Annotated in this window: 13 protein-coding genes and 2 tRNA genes; 11 read left to right on the top strand and 4 right to left on the bottom strand. The window is 61.9% G+C overall.

What is annotated here, in order from left to right; all coding sequences use genetic code 11:
- Window positions 1-55 precede the first annotated feature (55 nt).
- The 3 genes from M1D51_RS07390 to M1D51_RS07400 are packed head-to-tail and all read left to right on the top strand — an operon-like array spanning window position 56 to window position 7334.
- Complete coding sequence (locus M1D51_RS07390; RefSeq protein WP_458109072.1) at window positions 56-472, top strand: MGMT family protein; 417 nt, start codon at window positions 56-58, stop codon at window positions 470-472.
- Window positions 469-3816, top strand: a complete 3348-nt coding sequence (locus tag M1D51_RS07395; protein WP_458109073.1) for an ATP-dependent helicase — start codon at window positions 469-471, stop codon at window positions 3814-3816. Before M1D51_RS07390 ends, M1D51_RS07395 begins: the two co-directional genes overlap by 4 nt.
- Window positions 3813-7334 carry an ATP-dependent helicase gene (locus M1D51_RS07400; protein ID WP_458109074.1) on the top strand — a complete coding sequence of 1174 codons (3522 nt, stop codon included), beginning with the start codon at window positions 3813-3815 and terminating at the stop codon, window positions 7332-7334. Before M1D51_RS07395 ends, M1D51_RS07400 begins: the two co-directional genes overlap by 4 nt.
- Window positions 7335-7409: 75 nt before the next feature.
- Here the strand turns inward: M1D51_RS07400 and M1D51_RS07405 are convergent, their stop codons facing one another.
- Window positions 7410-8696, bottom strand: coding sequence for a macrolide 2'-phosphotransferase (locus M1D51_RS07405; RefSeq protein ID WP_458109075.1), 1287 nt, complete (start codon window positions 8694-8696; stop codon window positions 7410-7412).
- Window positions 8697-8868: 172 nt separating this feature from the next.
- Here M1D51_RS07405 and nudC point away from each other — a divergent pair, with 172 nt between their 5' ends.
- From nudC to M1D51_RS07420, 3 genes are read left to right on the top strand one after another with little or no spacing between them, the layout of a single operon-like run.
- A complete protein-coding gene (nudC, locus tag M1D51_RS07410; protein ID WP_458109076.1) occupies window positions 8869-9858 on the top strand; it encodes an NAD(+) diphosphatase in 990 nt (329 codons plus the stop codon).
- A complete protein-coding gene (locus M1D51_RS07415) occupies window positions 9855-11987 on the top strand; it encodes an ATP-dependent DNA helicase UvrD2 (RefSeq protein ID WP_458109077.1) in 2133 nt (710 codons plus the stop codon). Before nudC ends, M1D51_RS07415 begins: the two co-directional genes overlap by 4 nt.
- On the top strand, window positions 11987-12586 hold the full coding sequence (locus tag M1D51_RS07420; protein WP_458109078.1) for a M48 metallopeptidase family protein: 600 nt from the start codon (window positions 11987-11989) through the stop codon (window positions 12584-12586). The genes M1D51_RS07415 and M1D51_RS07420 overlap by 1 nt, the downstream gene beginning before the upstream one ends.
- A gap of 63 nt (window positions 12587-12649) precedes the next feature.
- Here the strand turns inward: M1D51_RS07420 and M1D51_RS07425 are convergent, their stop codons facing one another.
- Window positions 12650-14113, bottom strand: coding sequence for a zinc-dependent metalloprotease (locus M1D51_RS07425; RefSeq protein WP_458109079.1), 1464 nt, complete (start codon window positions 14111-14113; stop codon window positions 12650-12652).
- A 210-nt stretch (window positions 14114-14323) separates the two neighbouring features.
- Here M1D51_RS07425 and M1D51_RS07430 point away from each other — a divergent pair, with 210 nt between their 5' ends.
- The 5 genes from M1D51_RS07430 to M1D51_RS07450 all read left to right on the top strand — a co-directional run bounded on the left by M1D51_RS07430 (window position 14324) and on the right by M1D51_RS07450 (window position 20198).
- Entirely contained in the window at window positions 14324-15460 is a 1137-nt protein-coding gene (locus tag M1D51_RS07430; RefSeq protein WP_458109080.1) for a YlbL family protein, read from the top strand.
- A 126-nt stretch (window positions 15461-15586) separates the two neighbouring features.
- Window positions 15587-18583: a UPF0182 family membrane protein gene (locus M1D51_RS07435; protein ID WP_458109081.1), complete on the top strand. Its 2997-nt coding sequence runs from the start codon at window positions 15587-15589 to the stop codon at window positions 18581-18583.
- 134 nt (window positions 18584-18717) lie between these two features.
- Window positions 18718-18791 (top strand) — tRNA-Met (locus M1D51_RS07440).
- A 418-nt stretch (window positions 18792-19209) separates the two neighbouring features.
- Window positions 19210-19283 (top strand) — tRNA-Met (locus M1D51_RS07445).
- Between the two features lie 159 nt (window positions 19284-19442).
- A complete protein-coding gene (locus M1D51_RS07450) occupies window positions 19443-20198 on the top strand; it encodes a GntR family transcriptional regulator (RefSeq protein WP_458109082.1) in 756 nt (251 codons plus the stop codon).
- Window positions 20199-20306: 108 nt separating this feature from the next.
- Here the strand turns inward: M1D51_RS07450 and M1D51_RS07455 are convergent, their stop codons facing one another.
- Together M1D51_RS07455 and M1D51_RS07460 are read right to left on the bottom strand one after the other, a co-directional pair.
- Window positions 20307-21095 carry a PspA/IM30 family protein gene (locus M1D51_RS07455; RefSeq protein WP_458109083.1) on the bottom strand — a complete coding sequence of 263 codons (789 nt, stop codon included), beginning with the start codon at window positions 21093-21095 and terminating at the stop codon, window positions 20307-20309.
- 98 nt (window positions 21096-21193) lie between these two features.
- A complete protein-coding gene (locus tag M1D51_RS07460; protein WP_458109084.1) occupies window positions 21194-23257 on the bottom strand; it encodes a TPM domain-containing protein in 2064 nt (687 codons plus the stop codon).
- Window positions 23258-23493: the final 236 nt, after the last annotated feature.

The raw sequence follows: 23493 nt of genomic DNA on the forward strand, positions 1-23493 counted from the left end.
ACCGGCTGGGTCCGACACTCTTTAGGCACGACACTCCTGCCGTTACGCTGAACACATGAAGATGGAGTATGTGACGGCGGTTCTGGCCGTTGTGGACCTTGTTCCATCGGGTTCAGTGGTCTCCTATGGTGACGTTGCAGAGCTGCTGGGTGCAGGCGGGCCGCGGCAGGTAGGTGCAGTGATGAGCCACTACGGCAGTTCAGTCGCCTGGTGGCGTGTCCTGCGGGCCAGCGGGGAAGCACCTCCCGGTCACGAGGTCGATGCCCTGAAGCATTACCTGGAAGAATCCACCCCTCTGCATGGCGCCTATGAGGCTTTCCTCAGGACAGGGGAAGGCCGGTGGCGGGTGGACCTGGTTGCAGCGCGATGGGCGCCTTCGGACGCGGACTTCGATCAACTTGATGTGATCTCGGACCAGTTGGAGCGTCAACTCCATAAATTGTCGGTGCCCGATGATGAAATGACTGTGTGACCGCCACTCCTGCCAAACCCCGCCAAGCATCGGCAACTCTTCGCCTGTTGCCTCCGCGCGAGACCCACTACGCGGCCCCCGTTTTATCTCCGGACCAAAACGCAATCGTTTCCCTCCCGCAAGGAAGCGGCCCTGTCCTGGTCCCCGGTGGTCCCGGAACGGGAAAGTCCACCGTGCTCGTCGAATCGGCGGTACGGCGCGTTCGTGAGGACGGCGTGGATCCTGAGCGGATCCTGATCCTTGCCCCTGGAAGGCACGCCGCCGCGGCGTTGCGGGATACCTTCACCGGACGGCTGGACCGCAGCCTCAGTACGACGCCGGCACGGACTTGGGCGTCTTACGCCTTTGACGTTATCCGCAGGGCCAAGGCCGAGGGCGTGATACCGCTTGCCCGGCCGCCGAAGCTTCTCTCAGGTCCGGAGCAGGACCTCATCATCAAGGAACTTCTTGAAGGGCATGCGCGGCCGGGCTTCGAGTTGCCGTGGCCGGAAGACCTCAGCGCGGCCCTTCCCACCCGCGGCTTCCGCCATGAGATCCGCCAGTTGTTCGACCGCATCATTGAGTCCGGCCGAACCGCGGAAGACCTGGTGGGGCTCGCCTACGAGTGCGGACGTCCTGATTGGATGGCAGCAGCGGAGCTGTACAGCGAATACCGTGACGTCCTGGACCTCCGTATGCCGGAAGCCTTCGACCCCGCAGGGATCATCACCACGGCCCGCCAGATCTTCCAGGACTCGCCGGCCTTCCTGGCCGCCGAACGCGAACGCCTCCAACTGATTTTGGTCGATGACGCCCAGGAGTCCAACCCTGCAGTCTTTGAACTTCTCGCCGATATTTCCGAGGGCAAGGACGTGGTGGTCACCTACTCTCCGGATACCGTTGTGCAGGGCTTCCGCGGTGCCCGTCCGGACCTTGTTGCTGAGCTGCCTTCCTTGGTGGGCGGGATACAGGGTGCGGTCCATGAACGTCCTCTGTGGTTCACCCACCGGCACCGGCCTGTGGTGGCCGAGGCCTGGACGCGCGTCGCGGCACGTATATCCCAGCGCTCCGGCGGTCAGCTGGCGAGGCGGCTGGAGCAACCGCCAAGCGCAGCCAATGAGGGACAGTCACCGGACAGCGAGGGCAGGGTGGAAGGGCACGTGCTGCCCTCATCCGTGCATGAACTTAGGTACGTTGCCCAGCGCATTCTGGAAGCGCAGCTGAGGGAAGGGCGGGAATTCAGCGACATAGCCGTGATTGTTCGCAATGGTGGCCAGATTTCGCAGATGCAGCGTTACCTGGGCGGTCAGGGCATACCTGTGCGCGTTCCAGTGGCGGATACAGCTGTGCGCGATGAAGTGGCCGTGCGTCCATTGCTGGAGGCTTTTGCCATTGTCCTGGACCCGGCCAAGCTGACCCCGGAAACGGCCGTTTCATTGCTGACATCGCGCATCGGCGGAGCCACCGCGATCGAATTGCGCAGGCTCAGGCAATCACTCCGGCGTGAGGAACTCCTGGGGGCCGGCGGCAGGTCCAGTGATGCCCTTCTGGTCGAAGCGCTGTTGGAACCCGGGGCACTGGCATCGCTTGGAATTGAAGGCAGTTCGGCTCGTCGGCTTGCCCGGATGATTGCGGCAGGATCCAAGGCCGCTGCTGAGCCAGGTGCCAATGCTGAGTCAGTGTTGTGGGCTCTGTGGCAGGCTACCGGTTTGTCGTCACGCTGGGCGGAAACGGCGCTGGAAGGTGGCAACGCCGGTGCACGTGCGGATCGTGACCTCGATGCCATGATGGCACTGTTCCATACCGCCGAACGCTTCGTGGACCAGTTGCCGGGATCCGGTCCCGAGCAATTCCTGGACTACCTGCTGAACCAGGAACTTCCCATGGACACCCTTGCGGCACGTGCCCAGCTTGAGGCGTGCGTTGAGATCATGACGCCGGCCAGTGCAGCGGGTCGTGAATGGCCCATGGTCATTGTTGCCGGTCTGCAGGAGGGCGTCTGGCCGAACACGCGGCTGCGCGGCGAACTGCTCGGAAGCACTGTCTATGCCGATGCCGTGGAACATGGGGTGGACTACGCCGTGCGTCGGGGACCCCTGAGCAGGCTCCGCGATATCCGCTATGACGAACTCAGGAGTTTCTCCACGGCAGTTTCGCGGGCCAGGGAGATACTGATCTGCACGGCGGTGTCTTCGGAGGATGAACAGCCCTCTGCTTTCTTGGATTATGTTGCCCCTTTGGGATCCGGGCAGTACAAGCGCGATTACACCGCGGTGGACCGTCCCATGACGCTGAGGGCCCTTGTTGCGGAGCTGAGGCAGCATGCCCAATCGGCTGAATCCGTCTCCGAAGACGCCAGTGGCGGCGGACCGGGATTGGAAGCCGCACGGATACTCGCCCGCCTCGCCACCGCGGATCCACCCGTTCCGGGAGCCCACCCCGATTCGTGGTGGGGCTTGGCCCCGCTCAGCTCATCGGAACCAGTTGTCCCTCCCGGGGCTACGGTCTCCGTCTCGCCTTCCAAAGTTGAAGCCGTCCATAAGTCGCCGCTGGACTGGTTCGTCCAAGCAGCCGGGGGTGAGGCTGCCACCGACTTCGCACGCAGCCTCGGTACTTTGGTTCATAGCATCGCCCAGGAACTGCCCGAGGCCTCGGGATCGGAATATGTAGCTGAGCTGGTCCGCAGGTGGCCCACGCTGGGCATGAAGGATAACTGGGAAGGGAAGCTCGATTTCCAACGCGCAGAGCAGATGGTGCGCAAGCTGGCCCAGTACATCCTCATTATGCGCAGCGAGGGACGGAGCCTCCTCGCCGTGGAGCACGACTTCGAAGTCCAGCTTCCCGATGTCTGCCTGGATATCGCAGAGCCGTCAGATCCTGAAGCGGTCTCCACCCGGCACGCCGTACTCCGGGGGCAGGTGGATCGCCTGGAGGTAGATTCCCAGGGCCGGCTTGTGGTGGTTGACCTCAAGACCGGCAAACGCCAGCCGGGCAAGGCCGAAGTAGCCAGGCACCCGCAACTTGGCGCCTATCAGGCGGCGGTGCTCAAGGGCGCCTTCCAGGACGCCGGAACCGGGGATGAAGTACCCGACGCCGGATCACGCACCGCGCTCGGCTTTGCCCCGGGCGGTGCAGTACTGGCCCACCTTGGCACCAAAACAAAGACGCCGGCAGTGCAGCAGCAGGATCCTCTGGATCCGGCTGTGAACTGGGCGGAGGAACTGGTCAACGAGGCTGCGGCCTTGATGGCCGGAGCCTCATTCGAAGCACGTCACGATCCCGGTAAGAGCGGGCACGGCGGCCATGGGTGCCGCCTTCCGGATGTTTGCCCGTTGTGTGCCAGAGGAAAGCAGGTCACCGAATGACAATTGAGCTCCTGGACGGAATTGCCGCCTCCCTTCCCACTGCCCTTGACGGGGCGGATGTTCCTGAGCCCCGGTTTTCTCCCGCGGAGCTGGCTGGCATCCTCGGCGAGAAGAACCACCCCACTGCCGAACAGTCGAACATCATTGCCTCTTCGCTCTCTCCCCGGCTGGTGATCGCCGGAGCCGGGTCAGGAAAAACAGCAACCATGGCGGACCGGGTGGTGTGGCTCGTCGCCAACGGGTGGGTACGCCCGGAAGAAGTGCTTGGTGTGACCTTCACGCGCAAGGCTGCCGGCGAACTCGCCAGTCGGATCCGGAACAAACTGGCCACTCTTCAGCGCATCGCAGCAGAGGATGATGGCAGCATCGGCTTCCCGGAGGGTCTCTTGGGGGCCGACGACCTCGAACCAAAAGTCTCCACGTATCACTCGTATGCAAGCGGCATCGTGTCCGATTACGGGCTGCGGCTGGGGATCGAGCGGGATGTGGTCCTGCTGGGCGGGGCACAGTCCTGGCAGTTGGCCAGCGAAGTAGTGGAGGCCTACGACGGCGACTACCAGCACTTCACGGCAGCCAAGTCCACATTGGTCAATGCCGTGATCCAGTTGGCGGGGGAGTGCGCCGAACACCTTCAGGATCCAGCTTCGGTCCGGAATTGGGTGCTGGAGCGGGTTGAGGCGTTCGAACAACTTCCCTACGCAGCTGGAGCCAACAAGAATCCCACCCAGGCAGCAGCTTCCTTGGCGGCCATGCTCAGGACCCGTGCCAGCGTGGCAGATATGGTGGTGCGCTACCAGGAAGCGAAGCGGCACCGCGGAGTCCTTGATTTCGGCGACCTTGTGGCCCTTGCTGCCCGGATCGCCAGCGACATCCCGCTCGCGGCGTCTACAGAGAGGGCCCGGTACAAAGTGGTTCTTCTGGACGAGTTCCAGGACACCTCCCATGCCCAACTGGTGCTTTTCTCGCGTCTGTTCGGCCGGGGTCACGCCGTTACTGCAGTGGGCGATCCCAACCAGTCCATCTACGGCTTCCGCGGTGCCTCAGCCGGACAGCTCTTCCATTTTGTGCAGGAGTTTCCCGTGAGGCATGTAGATACAAAGGATGGCTCTGAGACCTATTCAGTGGCCCCAACCTCGTATCTGACCACCGCTTGGCGGAACGGCAGGAATATCCTTGAGGCAGCCAACACCATCGCCGCTCCCTTGAACAAAGCGGCGGCAGCGGATGGCCCTGCCGGGGAGAGGGCTGCAGCAGGCAACGTCCCGGTTCCGGCGCTGGTCCCGAGTCCGGGAGCGGTGGATGGCAGCGTGGTTATCGGTCGTTTCAGCACCGACGAGGATGAAGCAGCAGTCATAGCCCGCGACGTCCGCCGCTATCAGAGGACTGTCTTCGAGGAAGAGAGTGACGGAACGCCCGTTAAGCCCACAATGGCGGTCCTGTGCCGGCGTCGTGCACAGATGGAGTGTCTCCGCCGGGAATTCGAGCTGCAGGGAATCGCCTACGAGATCGTGGGTCTTGGGGGGTTGCTGGATACCCCGGAAATTGTAGACCTGGTCGCTACCCTGCGCGTCTTGGCTGACCCAGGACGGTCCGATGCCCTGATGAGGCTGCTGGCCGGGGCCCGATGGCGTATCGGCCCGGCAGACCTGATGGCTTTCAATGACTGGTCGCGCTTCCTGGCCCGCCGCCGCTCGCACCCGGGCACCGCAGCCGAATCCATGGATGACAACGAGGAACCGTCGGTAGTTGTTGAAAGTGACATCACCGATGCCTCCAGCCTGGTGGAGGCCCTGGATTTCCTGCCCAAGCCCGGCTGGATATCCGGCCATGGCCGGACCCTAAGCGCAACAGCCCTGGAAAGACTGTCCCGACTTTCTTCAGAACTTCGTTCGCTGAGGAGCTACATCGGGGATGATCTCACCACGCTCCTTGGCGAGGTTGAGCGTGCCATGCTCCTGGACATTGAGGTGGCCGCCAAACCTGGAATCAGCATTCACCAGGCGCGCAGGAACCTGGATGCTTTCCAGGATGCAGCGGCCGGGTTCCTGCAGACATCCCAGCGCATTGATCTGCTGGCATTCCTGGCCTGGTTGGAAGCGGCGGCATCCGAAGAAGGCGGATTGGATCTGGCCCCCGTGGAGACCAATCGGGAAGCAGTGCAGTTGTTGACGGTTCACGCCTCCAAAGGCTTGGAGTGGGATGTTGTCTTCGTCCCTGGTCTTAACGCGGGATCATTCCCCAGTACCAGGGATTCACGGTGGTCCAGTGGAGCTGCTGCCTTGCCCTGGCCGTTGCGGGGTGACCGTGCAGACCTGCCGCAGTGGGACCTGGACCAACCTGACCAAAAGGGATGGCTGGACGCGGAGAAGGATTTCAAGTCCGAGGTCCAGCATCACGGTGAAGCCGAGGAACGGCGGCTTGCTTACGTGGCCTACACGCGGGCGAAGTTCATCCTGTGGGCGTCAAGCGCTGCCTGGAACGGCTCGCGGTCCGGAATGGCCGGCATGTCCGCATTTCTCTCCGAACTGGCACCACTTGCCGGAGTTGCTGCCGGTGAAGGCAGCGGCACTCCCGGGGGCCGGGCAGGTTCGGCGGTGGTTCATCCTGAATCCGTGGCTGAGGAAGCACTCCCTGACGAAAGCCCGTTGACGGCAACACTTGAAATAGCCGGTTTCCCCTATGACCCCCTTGAAGGTCCCTCCGATCCCCGGACAGGAGCCCGCCTCAGGCTGGTTCCCGGCCGCAGGGTCGCCATGGACCAGGCAGCAGCAAACGTCCGTGCCTTCATCGCCGACGCTTCGTATCAGGCACTGGTACCTGAGTCCACAGGCTTGGCGGCCAAATGGTCCAAGGAAGCAGAGCTTCTCCTGGATCGTCAACAGCAACGCAAGACCACCCAGGACGTCCACCTGCCGAGCCACATTTCAGCCTCACTCTTCGTGGACCTCGGTGCCGACCCGGCCACAGTGCTGTCCCAGCTTCGCAGGCCTGTACCTCGTGAACCTGGTATTTCGGCGCGCAAGGGCACGGCCTTCCATGCGTGGGTGGAAGAGTACTTCGGGACTACGGGCATGCTTGACCTTGATGAGGCTCCGGGCTCGGATTCCCACATCGATGAGGCCTACGGGCTGGACGAAATGGTGGCCGCGTTCAAGAAGTCCGAGTGGGCTCAGCGGGCCCCCGCTTTCGTCGAGGTGCCTGTCGAGACACGGATTGGCGACGTCGTTGTCCGAGGGCGTATTGATGCCGTGTTCCGCGATGCCGATGGCCGGTGGCAGTTGATCGACTGGAAGACAGGACGACGCCCGGCTGGTCGGCAATTGGCCACTCGCGCAGTGCAGTTGGCCGTTTACCGGCTGGCTTGGTCCCGGCTGAAGGACGTGCCCCTTGAAGAGGTCAGCGCAGCTTTCTACTACGTTGCGGATGACTCAGTGGTCAAACCGCACGATCTGGGCACCGCCGAGGAGCTGGAGCAAATCGTTGCCAGGGCGTTGAAGACCGAGGGTGGGGGGCGTTAGCGCCGCCTGGCAATAACACCGCTTGGACATGTTGCCGCAGGGCGCCAGGACTAGTTGGTACTGGACCAGTTGGTACTAGAACCGGTTGGCAGTATGAAGCGGCGTCACCTTGACCACGCTGATGGCGGCCGTAGAGGTGTCGTCGGCGTTTCCAGTTCCATGGGAGTCGCCGGCCTCGGCCCCTGTTTTCGTTTCCTCGTCCTTGGCGTCATCGGCTGGTGCTGCGGCGGTTCCCTCCGGCGATGGGTCCAACGCTCCACTGGCCGGGGTCTCCGACTCCACAGCGGGCGGTATGGTGGCCACCGTAACCGTGGGTCCGGCGTCGGGAATTGCCACAACGGTGACGGGCGGCTTCGGGCTTGACGGAATGCCGGCACCCTGCAGTTCGGCAGCCTGCAATTCAGCGGCCTCGTCCTCGGCGGACTGTGCTGCCTCTTCTTCCCGCCGCGCTTGCTCGTCTATGTCATCGGCGAGCGTCCGAAGCATGGACTCCGCCTCCGCCGTCATGCTTTGGTGCCCGGCAGCCAGAGCCTTGACCAAGTATTGGGCGAGGGCGAACTCGGCCAACAGGGCTGCCCGCCGGAGCAAGTGAATATCCGGCGTCTCGCGGCGCGCCTGAGTGTAGCTGTTCAGCACCGCATCTACGAAGGATGCTTCATTGGATGCCACCAGCCAAGCGAAGTCATCGGCCGGATCACCGATTCGCAGATCGGTCCACCCGGTCAGGGCGGTGACGGAGTCGCCCTGCACCATGAGGTTGTCTTCGTGCAGATCGCCGTGGACCACCGAAGAGTTGAACCGCCACAGAGCAACGTCCTCCAGGGCATGCTCCCAGCGTCGGAGCAGGGTAGCCGGAATTTTGCCAGTGGTTGCCGCCTGGTCCAGCTCATTGAGCTTGCGCTGCCGGAACTCGTTGGCTGAGTAGCTTGGTAGGTCCGCATTGGTTACCAAGGTCAAGGGGAGGTCGTGGACGGCGGCCAGCGCAGTGCCGATTTCCCGTGCAAGGGCAGGGCTCCCGGCAGAGAGTTCCTCAATGGAGAGCATTGCACCCTGCAGGTGGGTGTAGACAAAGGTAGTGAGGTCGCCTTGACGCACAGTTCCGGCAATGGTGGGCACGTGGAACGGCAGTTCGGCACGGATGGCCGGAGTGAAGGCGCGCAGAACCATGAATTCGGTTTCCAGCCGGGTGCTGGCCTCGGGATGGCGCGGCGAACGGACGCGCCAGCGTTTGCCATCCGGGTCCAGCAGCAGCGCCGAGTCAAAGTCGGCGTCGTCGTCGGGGGAAAAGGCTGTAGCCGTCGGTGCCAGGCCAGGCACCGCCGCAGTTGCTATAGCGGCCAGTTCGAGCGGTGTTCTTCTCACCTTCTCAACGGTAGATTGAGTGTGGCCTGTGGCCATGATGCAGTGCGGCGAGTCTTCAGATCCGCTGTGAAACATGGCAATTCTCCCAGCCATGGACGCCGGGCAGGGATGCATCCACAAGGTGGCACCCACCAAAATGTTTTTTGTCGGTATGAGTCAGTACGGTAGATACATGAGCTATAGGGAGTCACCGGCGCTGGCCAACCACCTGATGGATACTGTTCTTCCAGTGCGCCCTGCCATGGTTGATCGGGGCTCCGGTGTCCGGATGAAGCCGGGCATGGTGGAGGATCTGATCGCTTCGGGCACGGCCAAGGCCATGGTTATCTCCCAGCGCAAGGCACTGGTGACCGCTCAGGGCCTGTGGTTCGGGGATGCCACTTCCCTGTGGAATGCCCTCAACGGAACAGATTACGGCGTTATCTCGGCTATATACCTGGGCATCACCTTGGAATCTTCTTCCTTGCCTGCCGGTACGCCGGTTCTGCTGTTTACGGCAACTGAGCCTCCCGCGCCGGACACCGTCGGGATACCCGCAGATGCCCAGTGGGCAGGTTTCCGGGAAGTTGCCGGGCGATTGGATGCCAGCGATACTGCGCTGTTCATTGAGGCCAGCGCCATCTCGAACTGGCACGCGACGCACACACACTGCCCGCAGTGTGGAAGTCCCACGGACATTGAGTCCGGTGGATGGGTACGTCGGTGCCCACGAGACAACTCTGAGCATTACCCGCGGACGGATCCTGCGATCATAGTCACCGTGGTGGGTCCGGACGGCCGCCTTCTTCTGGGCGGTGGTGGACCCACTGACGCCAAGAATTACTCCACGCTTGCCGGTTTCGTCGAGCCCGGTGAATCTCTGGAGCAGGCCGTCGTTCGGGAAATCGGGGAAGAAGTGGGCGTGCGCGTCTCGGCCTGCCAGTACCTTGGCTCTCAGTCCTGGCCGTTCCCCGCGTCCCTGATGCTGGGGTTCACCGCCACTACCGAAGACTCAGTTGCCAGGCCCGACGGCGTGGAAGTCACCAGGGCGCGGTGGTTCAGCCGCGAAGAGCTGCAGGCAGCCGTTTCGAGCGGTGAGATCACCATTTCCACGCGACTGTCCATTGCGCGTTCCCTCATTGAACACTGGTACGGCGGCGTCATCGAAGACCTCCAGCCGTGACAGAAGACATTTTTGACGCCGGTGGTTCACTTGAGGAGCGCATCCTCGGCGGCTTGGATGAAGAGCAGCGCGAAGTAGCAAGTACCCTGACGGGGCCACTGTGTGTTCTCGCGGGAGCGGGCACGGGAAAGACACGTGCCATCACCCACCGCATTGCGTACGGAGTCCACTCCGGCGTCTATAGCCCGCAGCGTCTGCTGGCCGTGACGTTCACAGCCAGGGCTGCAGCGGAAATGCGCAGCAGGCTTCGCGACCTTGGTGTGGCGAATGTCCAGGCCCGGACTTTCCATGCAGCAGCCCTGAGGCAGTTGCAGTTCTTCTGGCCCCAGGCCATTGGGGGTACGTTGCCGAATCTGTTGGATCACAAGGCCAACATGATCGCGGAGGCCTCCCGCAGGCTCCGGCTCAGCACCGACCGCGCCACCATCAGGGACCTGGCCGCGGAAATTGAATGGGCCAAAGTGTCCATGCTGACGCCGGCCAATTATCTTGAGAACGCCCAGGACCGCGGGACGCCGGGTGGTTTTGACCTCACCGCTGTCTCCAGGGTTTTCCAGGCTTACGAGGACATCAAGACTGACCGGAATGTCATCGACTTCGAAGATGTCCTCCTCATCACAGTAGGCATCCTCCAAGAGGACCCGAAGGTGGCTGCAACAGTCCGGGAACAGTACCGCCATTTCGTCGTGGACGAGTACCAGGACGTTTCACCTTTGCAACAGCGGCTTCTGGATCTGTGGCTGGGCGGCAGGAATGAGCTCTGCGTGGTTGGTGACGCCAGCCAGACGATTTACTCCTTTACAGGTGCATCACCCAAGCATCTCCTCGGGTTCAAGGCGCAGTTCCCGGAAGCCACCGTGGTGAAGTTGGTTCGCGATTACAGGTCCACCCCGCAAGTGGTTAAGTTGGCCAACGAACTCCTTGGGTCCCGGCGCAGCGGTGGCCCCGTTGCTGATGCTGCTTGGGCGCCTCCGCTCAAACTCATCGCGCAAAGGCCAAGCGGTCCTGAACCCCGCTTCATGGAATGCCCTGATGACGAAGCCGAGGCGGCGGTGGTGGCAGGCCGTATTCAGGAGCTGCTGGATACCGGGGTCAAGGCCAGCGAGATCGCCATCCTGTTCCGCACCAACGGCCAGTCCGAGGCCTATGAACAAGCACTGGCATCAGCCGGTATTGGGTACCAGCTTCGCGGTGGTGAGAGGTTCTTCGCCCGCAAGGAAGTCCGTGATGCCATCCTCCAACTCAGGGCCGCCACCCGGGCCGTGGCCGAGGGTCCCCAGGAACCACTGGGACAAATCGTGCGGGACATCGTGGCATCGCTTGGCTACACAGACGCCCCACCGCACAACGGGGGAGCCCTCCGTGAGCGCTGGGAGTCGTTGGCAGCATTGGTCGCCTTGGCTGATGAGCTGGCCGTAAGCCGTGGCGAAACCTTCACGCTGGCAGAGTTCGTTAACGAACTCCAGGAACGCTCAGTAGCCCAGCACGCGCCCACCGTCCAGGGAGTAACGCTGGCGTCCCTTCACGCGGCCAAAGGGCTGGAATGGGACGCGGTGTTCCTGGTGGGTCTCAGTGAAGGTCTCATGCCCATCTCCTTTGCGGATACGCCTGAAGACGTTGATGAGGAACGGCGGCTGCTGTACGTCGGAATCACCAGGGCACGGGAACACCTCAATTTGTCCTGGTCCACGGCCCGGACGCCCGGTGGCCGCGCCAACCGCAAGCCATCGCGGTTTCTTGACGGACTCCGGCCCAACTCGGTGGCGTCCGCGAACGCCCGCAGCAAAACAGGTCCCACGCGTCGGAAAGCTGCAGCGCCGGCGTCGTGCAGGGTGTGCGGAAGCATGCTGGCCAGCGGTGCCGAACGCAAGGTGGGACGCTGCAACCAGTGCCCGCCGTCCTATGAGGAGCAAACCTTTGATGCGCTGAGGCAGTGGCGCAAGGACGAAGCAAAGTCAGCCGATGTCCCGGCCTATGTTGTTTTCACTGACGCAACGCTTACTGCCATCGCCGAGGCCAAGCCATCTTCCTTGGAGGAACTGGCCGGTTTGGCGGGAATCGGACCCTCCAAGCTCGAACGCTACGGTGAAGCGGTCCTGACGGTCCTGGCCGAGAGCACGGAACTCTGATGTCGCGCCGATCGGCTGCGGACTCCGGCATTCCCCTCGTTACAGACGATGGCGCTCCAGTAGTGGTGCGCCGCTCGGCCAGACGGCGCAGGACGGTTGCCGCGTTCTGGGAGGATGGCAAAGCCGTGGTGGCCATCCCGGCCAGCTTCACCAAATCCCAGGAACGGGAGTGGGTTCACCGCATGCTGGCGAAGCTGAAGACGCAGGGTGAACGGCGGTCAGGCCAGGGCAGGCGCCGCCCGGCTACCGACGAAGTCCTCGCTGAGCATGCCGCGCATCTGTCCCGGACATACTTGGATGGACGGGCCGTCCCGACGTCCGTGCGCTGGGTCAGCAACCAGAATTCGCGATGGGGTTCAGCCACGCCGGCGGACGGCACCATCAGGCTGTCCAACAAGCTGCAGTCCATGCCGCAGTGGGTCATCGATTACGTCCTGGTTCACGAGCTCGCTCACTTGCTGGTAGCGGGGCACAACGCCGATTTCTGGAGGCTTGTGGAGGCGTATCCCGAGACCCAGCGTGCCAAGGCCTTCCTGGAAGGCGTGGCGTTTGCCACCTCAAGGGGTCTTTCCCCGGATTCAGACCCGGTGACGGATTAAGGTGCTTAACGAAGGAACGGCCGCCAAAAACATGGCGGCCGTTCCTCTCTGTTTCCGGCCTGCCTACTTGGCAGGGCCTTCCGTGTCGGTGTTGTCCTGTTCCGCTTCGCTTCCGGGGTTTTCTCCGTCGGTATTGGTTGCGGAGGTCCCTTCACCGGCGTCAGGTTCTTCCGATTCCTTGGCGTCATAGCCGCCACTGAGCAGCTTCTGCAGGGCGTCATCAACCTCGCTGTCGCTTGCTTCGGCCAAGCGACGGCGTTCGGAGAAGCCCTTGGGATCGTCAAGGTCTTCACCGGTAGGCAGCAAATCCGGGTGATGCCAGATCGCGTCCCGGCCGGCAATGCCTCGTTCTTCCTTCAGTGTCGCCCACAGCGTGGCCGCTTCCCGGAGCCTGCGGGGGCGCAGTTCCAGACCGACCAGTGATGAGAACGCATGTTCAGCAGGGCCGCCGGTGGCGCGGCGCCGACGTACCGTCTCGCGGAGCGCGGTGGCGGAAGGGAGGACCTTGTCTGTGGCTTCTGCGGTGAGTTCGTCTACCCAGCCCTCAACCAGCGCCAGGGCGGTTTCAAGCTTCTCCAATGCGGCCGTCTGAACCGGTGTGCGCTCAGGGGTAAAGACGCCCTGCGAGAGTGCTTCCTGAATGCCCTCGGGGTTGCTGGGATCAAGATCCCGGGCAAGGTCCTCTATGCGCGACATATCAATGTGGATGCCGCGGGCGTATGCCTCAATGGCGCCCAGGAGGTGTCCGCGCAACCACGGGACCTGAACGAACAGCCTTGCGTGAGCCGCTTCCCGTACGGCAAGGAACAGGCGGACGTCATTCTCCGGGAGGCTGAGGCCTTCACCGAATTTGGCAACGTTGGCGGGCAACAGTGCCATTTCCAAATCGGCCAAAGGAACACCGATATCGGTGGAGCTGACAACCTCGGCTGAAAGCGCCCCGATGGCCTGCCCCAGTTGCATACCGAAGATTGCGCCACCCATGTTCTGGAGCATGGAAGAGGCGCCCCCCATCATGGATTTCATTTCCTCGGGCATCTGCTGGGTGAGGGCGTTGGACAGCGCATTGGCGACGCTGTTGGCAACGGGTTCGGTCAAACGCTTCCAGGTGCCGAGGGTCGCTTCCACCCATTCTGCGCGCGACCACGCACGGCCGATCAGGCCGGTCGCGGAAAGATCAGTCACAGGGTCAAGCCACAATTCCGCAAGCCTGAGGGCTTCGTCGATCTCCCGGGCCTGCACGGCGCTCACTGAGGGATCGTTGCCGGCTGCTGCAACGCGCCGGGCATTCTCATGGGCGAGCTGCCAGTTCACGGGTCCCTCGGAGGTGGAACTCATCATGGCCTGGACTTGCGCGAACATCTGCTGGAGCAGTTGGGGATCGTTGGGCAGGCCGGCGGCTTTGGCGAGCTCGGCGGGATCGATGTTGCCCATGCCCTGGCCGCCCATCAGGTTCTGCAGCATTTCTGCCAGCGGATCCTTGGGAGTGTCGTCGTCGTTGGACGGGTTGTTGGGGTTGGATGTCATGGTGCCGCCGATCGTCGAACTGGCTGGTGATCTCTTTCACCGTACCCCGCGGCCGGAACGCTGTCTGCCTGCATGTGGCGCCGTTCGCTGTAGGCAAAGCAGTCCGCCAACGTCGGACCGCGTAGTGTTGATGTTTGGTATGTGCCGCTGCCTTCCGCGGCGGCACCAGCCAAGGAACCGGTCACCCAATGCCGGCATAGAGAGGCCTCAATGCTTACTTCGCCCAGCCCCGAGGGCTCATTGGATCCGCGTCAAACCTCCGACGCCGATCCCTCCCCAGTGCCACCGGCACCGCCTCGCGACACCAGGTACATGATCATGGTGATCTCGGGCCTGCTGGCACTGGGGCTCGGCATTGGCGCTGCGGCGCTCCCCGTTCCCTACGTCATCGAATCAGCCGGGCCCACGTTCAATACCTTGGGCAAGGACGGCGACAAGCCGGTCATCAGCATTTCCGGACGGGAGTCCTTTCCGGCCAACGGCAACCTGGATCTCACCACCGTGGTCATGACCGGCGGTCCCAAGAGCCCTGCCACCATTTTTGACGTCTTCCGCGCCTGGCTGGACAGTTCCAAGGCCATTTATCCCGAGGAACTGATCTATCCCAAGGGCACCACCGCGGAACAGACGGTGCAAGAGGGCGAAATCGCCATGGAGACGTCCCAGGAGAATGCATTCGCAGCGGCGTTGCGCGAGTTGGATATCCCGTTCGAGCAGAAATTGAACGTAGCGGGCCTCTCGGAAGGGTCGCCCTCGGCCGGGAAGATTCAGGAAGGCGACCTCCTGAAGTCCATCAACGGCAAGGCCATCACTTCAATGAGCGTCATCCAAGCCGAGTTGGCTGCCGGCGCAGGGGCGCCAGCTGCCGTGGTGGTAGAGCGGAAGGGTGCTGCTGTCACGGAAACAGTTACCCCGACCCGGAATTCCGCTGACCGCTATGTCCTGGGCGTACTGCTGGCCAGCGACTTCACTTTCCCTTTCGATGTCAGCATTTCCTTGGAGAACGTGGGTGGACCCAGCGCTGGAATGATGTTCGCCCTGGGTATTATCGACAACCTCGAGCCCGGTGACCTGACAGGGGGCAAACACGTGGCTGGTACGGGAACAATTACAGCCGACGGCGCAGTGGGTCCCATCGGAGGGATTGCCCAGAAAATGATCGGAGCCCGGCAGCAGGGGGCCACAATGTTCCTGGCGCCGGCTGCCAATTGCGCTGACGTCGTAGGCCATGTTCCCGACGGTTTACAGGTTGTGAAGGTGGAAACACTGGCCGATGCCACCTCGGCGGTGAAGCGGCTCGGGTCAGGAGAAGACACGACGAGCCTTCCCACCTGCACAAACAACTAGACTGGCGGTGGAACTTAGCTCCACCGCCACTCGTGGCATATGTGACGGCCTCCGCCATATCCCAGCGGCAGAGAATGTCAACCACTCGCATACCGACTGTTCACTGACACCAATGAGGTACAGAGTTTGTCCCGTCCCGCCAGCTCCAACCCGCCCGGAAGATCACCGCTGAGACGAGGTGCCCTGACGCCGACACTCATTGTCGTGGCAGTGGCCGTCGTCGGGTTCATTTTCTTCGCCAATGTGTGGACCGACGTCCTCTGGTACCAGCAGCTTGGTTTCTTCGAAGTGTACATACGCGAGAACCTGGCCAGGATCATTACTTTCCTGATCGGTTTCGCCATGATGTTCGCCGCTGTTTTCTTTGCCATCAGGATCGCGTATCGCTCCCGCCCCGTTTATGCTCCGGACGCCGAGTCGCGGGACAACCTCAACCGTTACCAGGCCCAGCTTGAGCCTGTACGCCGGGTTGTCATGATCGGCCTGCCCATCCTGTTCGGCCTGTTCGCCGGCAGCGCGGCAGCCAGCCAGTGGCAGAAGGCCTTGCTCTTCTTCAACCAGGAGCCGTTCGGCCAGACGGACCCGCTGTTCAACCTCGACATCAGCTTCTACTTGATGTCGCTTCCGTTCCTGGGCTTCGTCACCGGATTCCTGATCAGCATCGCCGTCGTTGCCGGCATTGCCGGAATCCTGACCCATTACCTTTACGGCAGCATCCGGTTGATGGAACGCGGCATCTTCACCAGCCGTGCCGCGCAGATCCACATCGCTGTGACCGGTGCTCTTTTCCTGGTCTTGCTGGGCATCAATTTCTGGCTTGACCGGTACACCACGGTTCAGAGCAATTCGGGCCGCTGGGCCGGTGCTCTCTACACGGATGTCAATGCCGTTGTTCCCACTAAGGCCATCCTGGCGGTTGCCGCGGGCCTTGTGGCCATTCTGTTCATCATTGCCGCGATCATCGGACGCTGGCGCCTGCCGGTGATCGGTACCGCGATGTTGGTCATCACAGCCATCCTTGCCGGTGGAGTTTATCCGTGGGTTATCCAGCAGTTCCAGGTTCGTCCTTCCGAAAACACCTTGGAGAAGGAATTTATCGACCGGAACATCAAGATGACCCGGGCCGCTTATGGCTTGGACAAGATTGATGTTTCGGCCTACAACGCAACCACCACCGCCACAACCGGCGCACTCGCCGCAGATGCGCAAACCACGGCGAACATCCGCCTTTTGGATCCGAACCTTATATCCTCAGCGTTTGCCCAGCTGGAACAGTACCGCCCGTACTACCAGTTCCCGCAGACCCTGAACGTTGACCGTTACATGGTTGACGGCAAGGTCCAGGACACCGTGATCGCTGTTCGCGAGCTGAACCCGGATGGCTTGAGTGCCAACCAGCAGACGTGGGTGAACAGGCACATCGTCTACACCCACGGTTACGGTGTGGTGGCTGCCAAGGGTAATAAGTTCACTGCCGATGGAAAGCCGGAGTTCCTGCAGTCAGGCATCCCGTCCAACGGCGTCCTCGGCAATGACACCACGTACGAGCCCCGTATCTACTTCGGCGAAAACTCTCCTGAGTACTCCATCGTGGGTGCACCTGATGGTGCTCCGAACCGTGAACAGGACCGACCTGCAGGCAGGGAGGGTGGGGGAGAGACCCAGTACACCTTCAGCGGTAACGGAGGACCCAACGTTGGCAACTGGCTCAACCGGATCCTCTACTCCATCAAGTTCCAGTCGTCGGACCTGCTGCTGTCCGATGGTGTCAACGCCGAGTCCCAGATCCTTTACGAACGCAATCCGCGCGAACGCGTGGAGAAGCTGGCTCCGTACCTGACTGTTGACGGCAACGCCTACCCGGCCGTTGTTGATGGACGCGTGAAGTGGATTGTTGACGGATACACCACCAGCCAGTATTTCCCTTACTCCCAGCCGCAGCAGTTGCAGAACGCCACGGCCGACTCGCAGACAAGCGCAGGCCGCACTGTGGCCTTGCCGAACAGCTCGGTCAACTACATCCGCAACTCGGTCAAGGCCACCGTGGATGCGTACGACGGTTCGGTCAACCTGTACGCCTGGGACGATCAGGACCCCATTCTGAAAGCGTGGCAGAAGGTCTTCCCGACTGTCATCAAGCCATACTCGGAAATGTCCGGCGACCTCATGAGCCACGTTCGGTACCCGGAAGACCTCTTCAAAGTCCAGCGCGAACTTCTCGGCCGCTACCACGTGACAGACCCGGACAGCTTCTACCAGAACAACGATGCTTGGAGCGTTCCGAACGATCCCACAGTTTCGGAAGCCGTCAAGCAGCCGCCGTTCTACATGTCGCTGCAGATGCCCGACCAGGAGAAGCCGGCCTTCCAGCTGACCTCGTCCTTCATTCCGCAGACGGTCAACGGCAGCGCGAGGAATATCCTGTACGGCTTCCTCGCTGCCGACTCTGACGCTGGAAACGTGAAGGGTGTGAAGGGGGAGAGCTACGGGAAGCTTCGGCTTCTTGAGCTCCCCACCGATACCCAGGTACCTGGGCCTGGCCAGGCACAGAACAAGTTCAACTCCGATCCCACAGTCTCCCAGGCGTTGAACCTGCTCCGGCAGGGTGCCTCGGATGTCTTGAACGGAAACCTGTTGACGTTGCCCGTCGGTGGTGGCCTGCTGTACGTCCAGCCGGTCTATCTGAAGTCCACTGGCGAAACATCCTACCCCACGTTGCAGCGCGTGCTGGTGGCCTTCGGTGACAAGATCGGCTTTGCTCCGACCCTGGATGAGGCACTGGACCAACTGTTCGGCGGCAATTCCGGTGCCACAGCCGGAGACGCCGACAACAACGGCCAAACGCCCACTGCGCCTCCGGGCACCACAACGCCGCCTGCTGGACCCACCGACGCGAAGGCGGAGCTGAAGGCAGCATTGGACGAGGCCAACAAAGCGATCACCGACGGCCAGGCCGCGTTGGCCAAGGGCGACTTTGCCGCCTATGGCCAGCAGCAAACCAAGCTCTCCGAAGCTTTGAAGAAGGCCTTGGACGCGGAAACGCGTCTGGGTGCCGCATCAACTCCAACGGCAACGCCTGAAGCTACGCCGAGCGCCACGCCGTCGCCCTCGCCGAGCAGCTAGCGGCAACATAGGTTCAAAGGCCGGTGCCCACTCCCTGACGGGGGCGGGTACCGGCCTTTTTACTACGGGGAGACGCACATCACGCAGTCAGGATTTGGTCTCCCATTCACCTAACGGTAATGTTGTTCTTGCGACGCGGGGTGGAGCAGTTCGGTAGCTCGCTGGGCTCATAACCCAGAGGTCACAGGTTCAAATCCTGTCCCCGCAACTGGAGAAAAGGTCCGGATCAGTATTCACTGATCCGGACCTTTTGTTTACCCTCAAAGCTTTGACCCTGTCTCATGTCCTCCGGGTTTGTGCGCGACCCTCTGTCAGGTCCCTCGGGTTTGTGCGCGACCCTGTCTCAGGTCCTCCGGGTTTGATTGCGACCATCTTTCAGGTCCCTCGGGTTTGGGCGCGACCCTCTTTCATGTCCCTCGCCCCTGATCCTCGCTTCCATCAGGGCTAGCGGTTCGCAGGTGGACGCGGACCGCCGGTGGTGGAGGATTTGCCGGCCTCCTGGGGCGCGGGAGTGATCCCCGGCACCGATGCGGAGGTGGCCTTGAGGCATGCGATAGTGATCTGCGGCACCTTGGATGCCATATGGTCAGAAGCGCCCCGGGGGTACGGTAGAGTTGTTCTTGCGACGCGGGGTGGAGCAGTTCGGTAGCTCGCTGGGCTCATAACCCAGAGGTCACAGGTTCAAATCCTGTCCCCGCAACTGGAGAAAAGATCCGGATCAGTAACAACTGATCCGGATCTTTTGTTTAACCAGTCCCTGTACGGCTGGTGTTAGCATCAAACCCGGATGTGCTGAAGCAGGAAATGGATGGAACACCCTATGGTCAATGGAGACTACAAATTAGGCCATAAGCGGGAAGTGCTTCAGAGAGACAGTCCCGTCGCTGTTTACCAGCAGGTAGCAGACGTCCTGACGGACCAAGTCAGCCGACTCGAGCCGGGGTCCCGGATACCGACGGAAGAGTCCTTGATGGATGCTTACGGCATCAGCCGGACGACTGTCCGGAAAGCGATCGAGACTTTGGTTGTGAAGGGCCTGCTGGTCCGCAGGCAGGGCAAAGGTACTTTTGTGATGGCCCAACGTCCTGTGAAAATGCTCAATCGGCTGGCGCCCTTCATGGAGACGTTCACGGCGGCCGGCATGAAGACTGTCAAAGGCCTCATTGAGTACAAGTGGATGGAGAAGGACAAGACAGTGCCGGCAAAGCTGGTCTCTGATGACAACCTTGTCCTGGTGATCCGCCGATCATATTCAAGCGCTGGCTGGCCGTACGCTATTGCGGAGATCTTCATTCCGTCTCATATTGGTCGCCACATCAGCCTTGCGGACGCCGAGCGAAACTCCATCTACCAGGTCATCCAGGACAGGACGCTGAAGCCCCTCCAACGCGCCGAAATCACCGTCACCATGCATGAGCCCCCGGAACACCTCGCGGACGCTCTTAACGTCCGTGGCTTCGCCATGGTGCCCCGGCTGGAACGGACCACTCTGGGCCCACATGGGGAGGTCCTCGAGTGCACGGTGACGTACTTCCACCCCAAAGGGTTCGAGATCCGCGCTGAAGTGGCAACGGATGTCAGTCCCGGGCAGAATGCCGCAGTGCATTCTTCATAGGGGAACCCCAGCCAAAAAGTAGCCCCAACACAATGGGCCGGACCCTTTTCAGGATCCGGCCCATTGGCTTATTCAGCAGTATGCTCCGGGCAGATGGCCCGCTGCGTCCTAGAGCTTGTCGAAGTCGGCTTCGTCGACGGTTGCGCCGCTTGAAGCAGGTGCGCCCGCGCCGATGGCCGGCTTGGAACCACCGGACTTCAGTGCAGCAAGGCGGGCTTCGATTTCCGTCTGCTCTCCGAGGTCCTCGAGCTGGTTGAACTGAGCGTCAAGGCTGGAGCTTGCGAGTTCCTGCTGGCCCAGGACCTTGGCCTCTTCACGGCGGATCTTCTCTTCGAAGCGGCCAACCTCGCTGGTGGGATCCATGATGTCGATGCTCTTGAGGGCATCGTGGACCTGGGACTGTGCTGCGGCGGTCTTGGAGCGTGCTACGAGCTCGTTGCGCTTGGCGGTCAGCTGGTTGAGCTTGTTCTTCATCTGGTCAAGCCCGGTCTTGAGCTTGTCCACTACCTCGGTCTGGGACGCGATGCTGGGCTCAGCGGCCTTTGCCTCGGACTCTGCGGTCATCTGGCGCTGGATGGCGACCTTGGCCAGGTTATCGAACTTCTGGGCATCGACGGAGTCGCCGGCGGACCGGTATTCGTCGGCCTTCCTGGACGCTGCGAGGGCCTTATTGCCCCAGTCCTGGGCGTTCTTGATGTCCTCGTTGTAGTCCGCCTGCAGCATCCGGAGATTACCGATGGTCTGGGCCACGGCTGATTCGGCCTCGGCAATGTTGTTCGTGTAGTCGCGGACCATCTGGTCCAGCATCTTCTGCGGGTCCTCAGCCTGGTCCAGCAAGGCGTTGATGTTTGCCTTGGCGAGCTGTGAGATCCGACCGAAAATGGACTGCTTAACCATGGTGTTGCCTTTCGTCCTGCTCAGTGGTGCCACTGAAATCAGTGATCAGTTGTTGTACCGCTTCTATGCGGGGCATTGACCCCACTTAGTCTGTCTGGCTAGAAGCTGCCGGAGTCTCCGCCGCCGAAGTCGCCTCCGCCGCCACCCCAGTCCCCGCCGCCACCGGAATCGCCGCCGAAGAAGCCGCCGCCGCCTCCGCCGTCGTTGTTACCGCCACCCCAGCCGCCTCCGCCGCCGTTGAGGATGGAGTTGATGAGGATGCCACCGAGGATGGCACCGCCGAGACCGCCTCCGCCGCCACCTCCTCCGAACATTCCACCGCGTCCGTAGCCCTGCCCTTGGTCCGCATAGCCAAACTGGTCGACGTCGGACTGGGCAAGCTGGGCTGCCTGGGCGGCAAGTGAGTGAGCCTGCTGGGCGTAGGTCAATGCCGTCACGGGATCGTTGCGGGAGATTGACAGGGCGTAATCGAGGTTCCGCTGAGCTTCGGCCAACCTGGTCCGGGCTTCCGTACCCACGCCACCGCGACGGGCAGTGATGTAATCAGAGGTAGCACTGATCTGGGCTTGGGCAGCCATGATGGTTTGTTGCAGGGAAGCCTGTGCCCGGCGGGCCTGCTCCTGCTGGTCGCGAATGCCGGACAACGACTGGTCCAGGGCTTGGTGGGCCGACTCCACGCGGCTCAGCGTAGCGATGGGGTCGATCTTTCCGCCCTGAATTTCGGTTTTCACCTGCGCCAAGGCCGCCTCAACACCGGCAACGGGGCCGGCAAGCTCAGGGTGCTCACCTGATTGGATCATGGCCCGTGCCTGGGCAAGGTCCTGGCTGGTCTCTGCCACGGCACCTTCCAGGGACGCCCGGGCTTCATCCAGGCTGCCGGCAGTCTTTGAAATGGCATCGATCAGCACGTTGGTCTGGTGCAGGCTTTCCTCCGCTGCCCGAACTGCCACAGCCGCCATGCTGTTCTCCCCGACGGCCAGCTTCTCCTGAGCGGCGGTGACTGCATTCTGCACGAATGCAAGGCGCTCTTTCGCCTGCAGGATGTTGTCCGAGACTTGGGTCAACGCAGATTCGGCGTACTTGGCCCGCAGGCCTTCGAGGGATTGCTCGGCGTTGGCGATCTTTGAATCCGCGTCCTTCGCTCCTGCCGCCACAGCGGCGAGAGCTTGCGGTGCGTTCTTTTCCAACTCACGCAAGGAGTCGAAATCGGCCTTTTGATCACGCAGTGAGGCGAGGGCAGCCTCCGACCGGCGGATGATCTCCCCGAGCCAGCTGCGCTGCTGTTCTTCGGTGTCAGGAATATGGTCATCCAGCTGCTGCTGCAGCTTGAAGGACTCTGTCATGTGGCCCTTGGCTTCTTCCAAAGCCTTGGTGAAATTACCGATTGCGGCATCACCATACTGTGCCTGGGCGAATCCGAGCTCCTGCTCACTGGACTTGATGGCGTCATCCGCCTCGATCAGCAGTGAGCCGCTTTTCTGGCGCAGCTCAGGGATAGTCAGCCCGGCCAGTGGGTCAAGCTGTTCACCCTGGGGCCCGTAGCTGGCACTGACGGCCTTGGTGCCGCTCTTCTTGCGCCGGTTCCGGAGGTAGAGGTACGTGCCGGCGCCGCCAGCTGCCACTACGCCTACGCCTACAAGAACGCCGACGCCGGCATTCCCGCTGGGTACCGTTCCGCTTCCGCCGCCTGCAGCGTCGCCAATGGCAGCAGCTGTGTCGATGGCTGCTTGGGCGTAGTCCTTTTTGCCGCCTGCCAGATTGGCAACGACGGCGTTCTGTGCGATCGCTGACTGCTTCGAGTAAATGGAGCTGCCCGAGTTAAGGGCAAAGTTGTACTGGCCAGCAGTGGAAATCGCCAAAATGGCATCCGGCTTGCCCATACCCCTTTTCTCGGCTACGGCCTTGGTCCACTCAACCGGGGACGACGGATTCGTAAAGGAGTCAACCGTCACTACGTACAGGTTGTATTTGTGGTCCTTGAGCGTCTTTTGGATCGCTTCCTGGACTTCACCTTTTCGGCTTCCCAGGACGTTGGCGTCGTCCACGATGTTCTGGCCGGACGGAATGGTCACCGGATCGGCGGCCCAGGCAGCTGTGGCCGGGAAGGCCAACATTCCAGCCAGGCCGATTCCGGCGAGTACGCGTTTAACTATTGACCGCATGTGCAACCCTTCAGCACGTCTGCGACTGGAACAAGGCGTACCAATCGTCACAGAATGCTCAGCGCCCCCACGCATGGTGTAAAGCCGCAGGTCGCTGTGGCAATTCCTCTTGATTCTATGGTGCACCCCATGGCCCGTCCACAGGGGTGAATATGCCACCAGCGAAATATAGGAGAGGCCAGGATTGTTGGGGCGTTGAGGAGATTTCGGATGGCCCGCTCGAGGGTGGGCCGAAC

It is taken from the genome of Arthrobacter sp. R3-55, assembly GCF_054161505.1.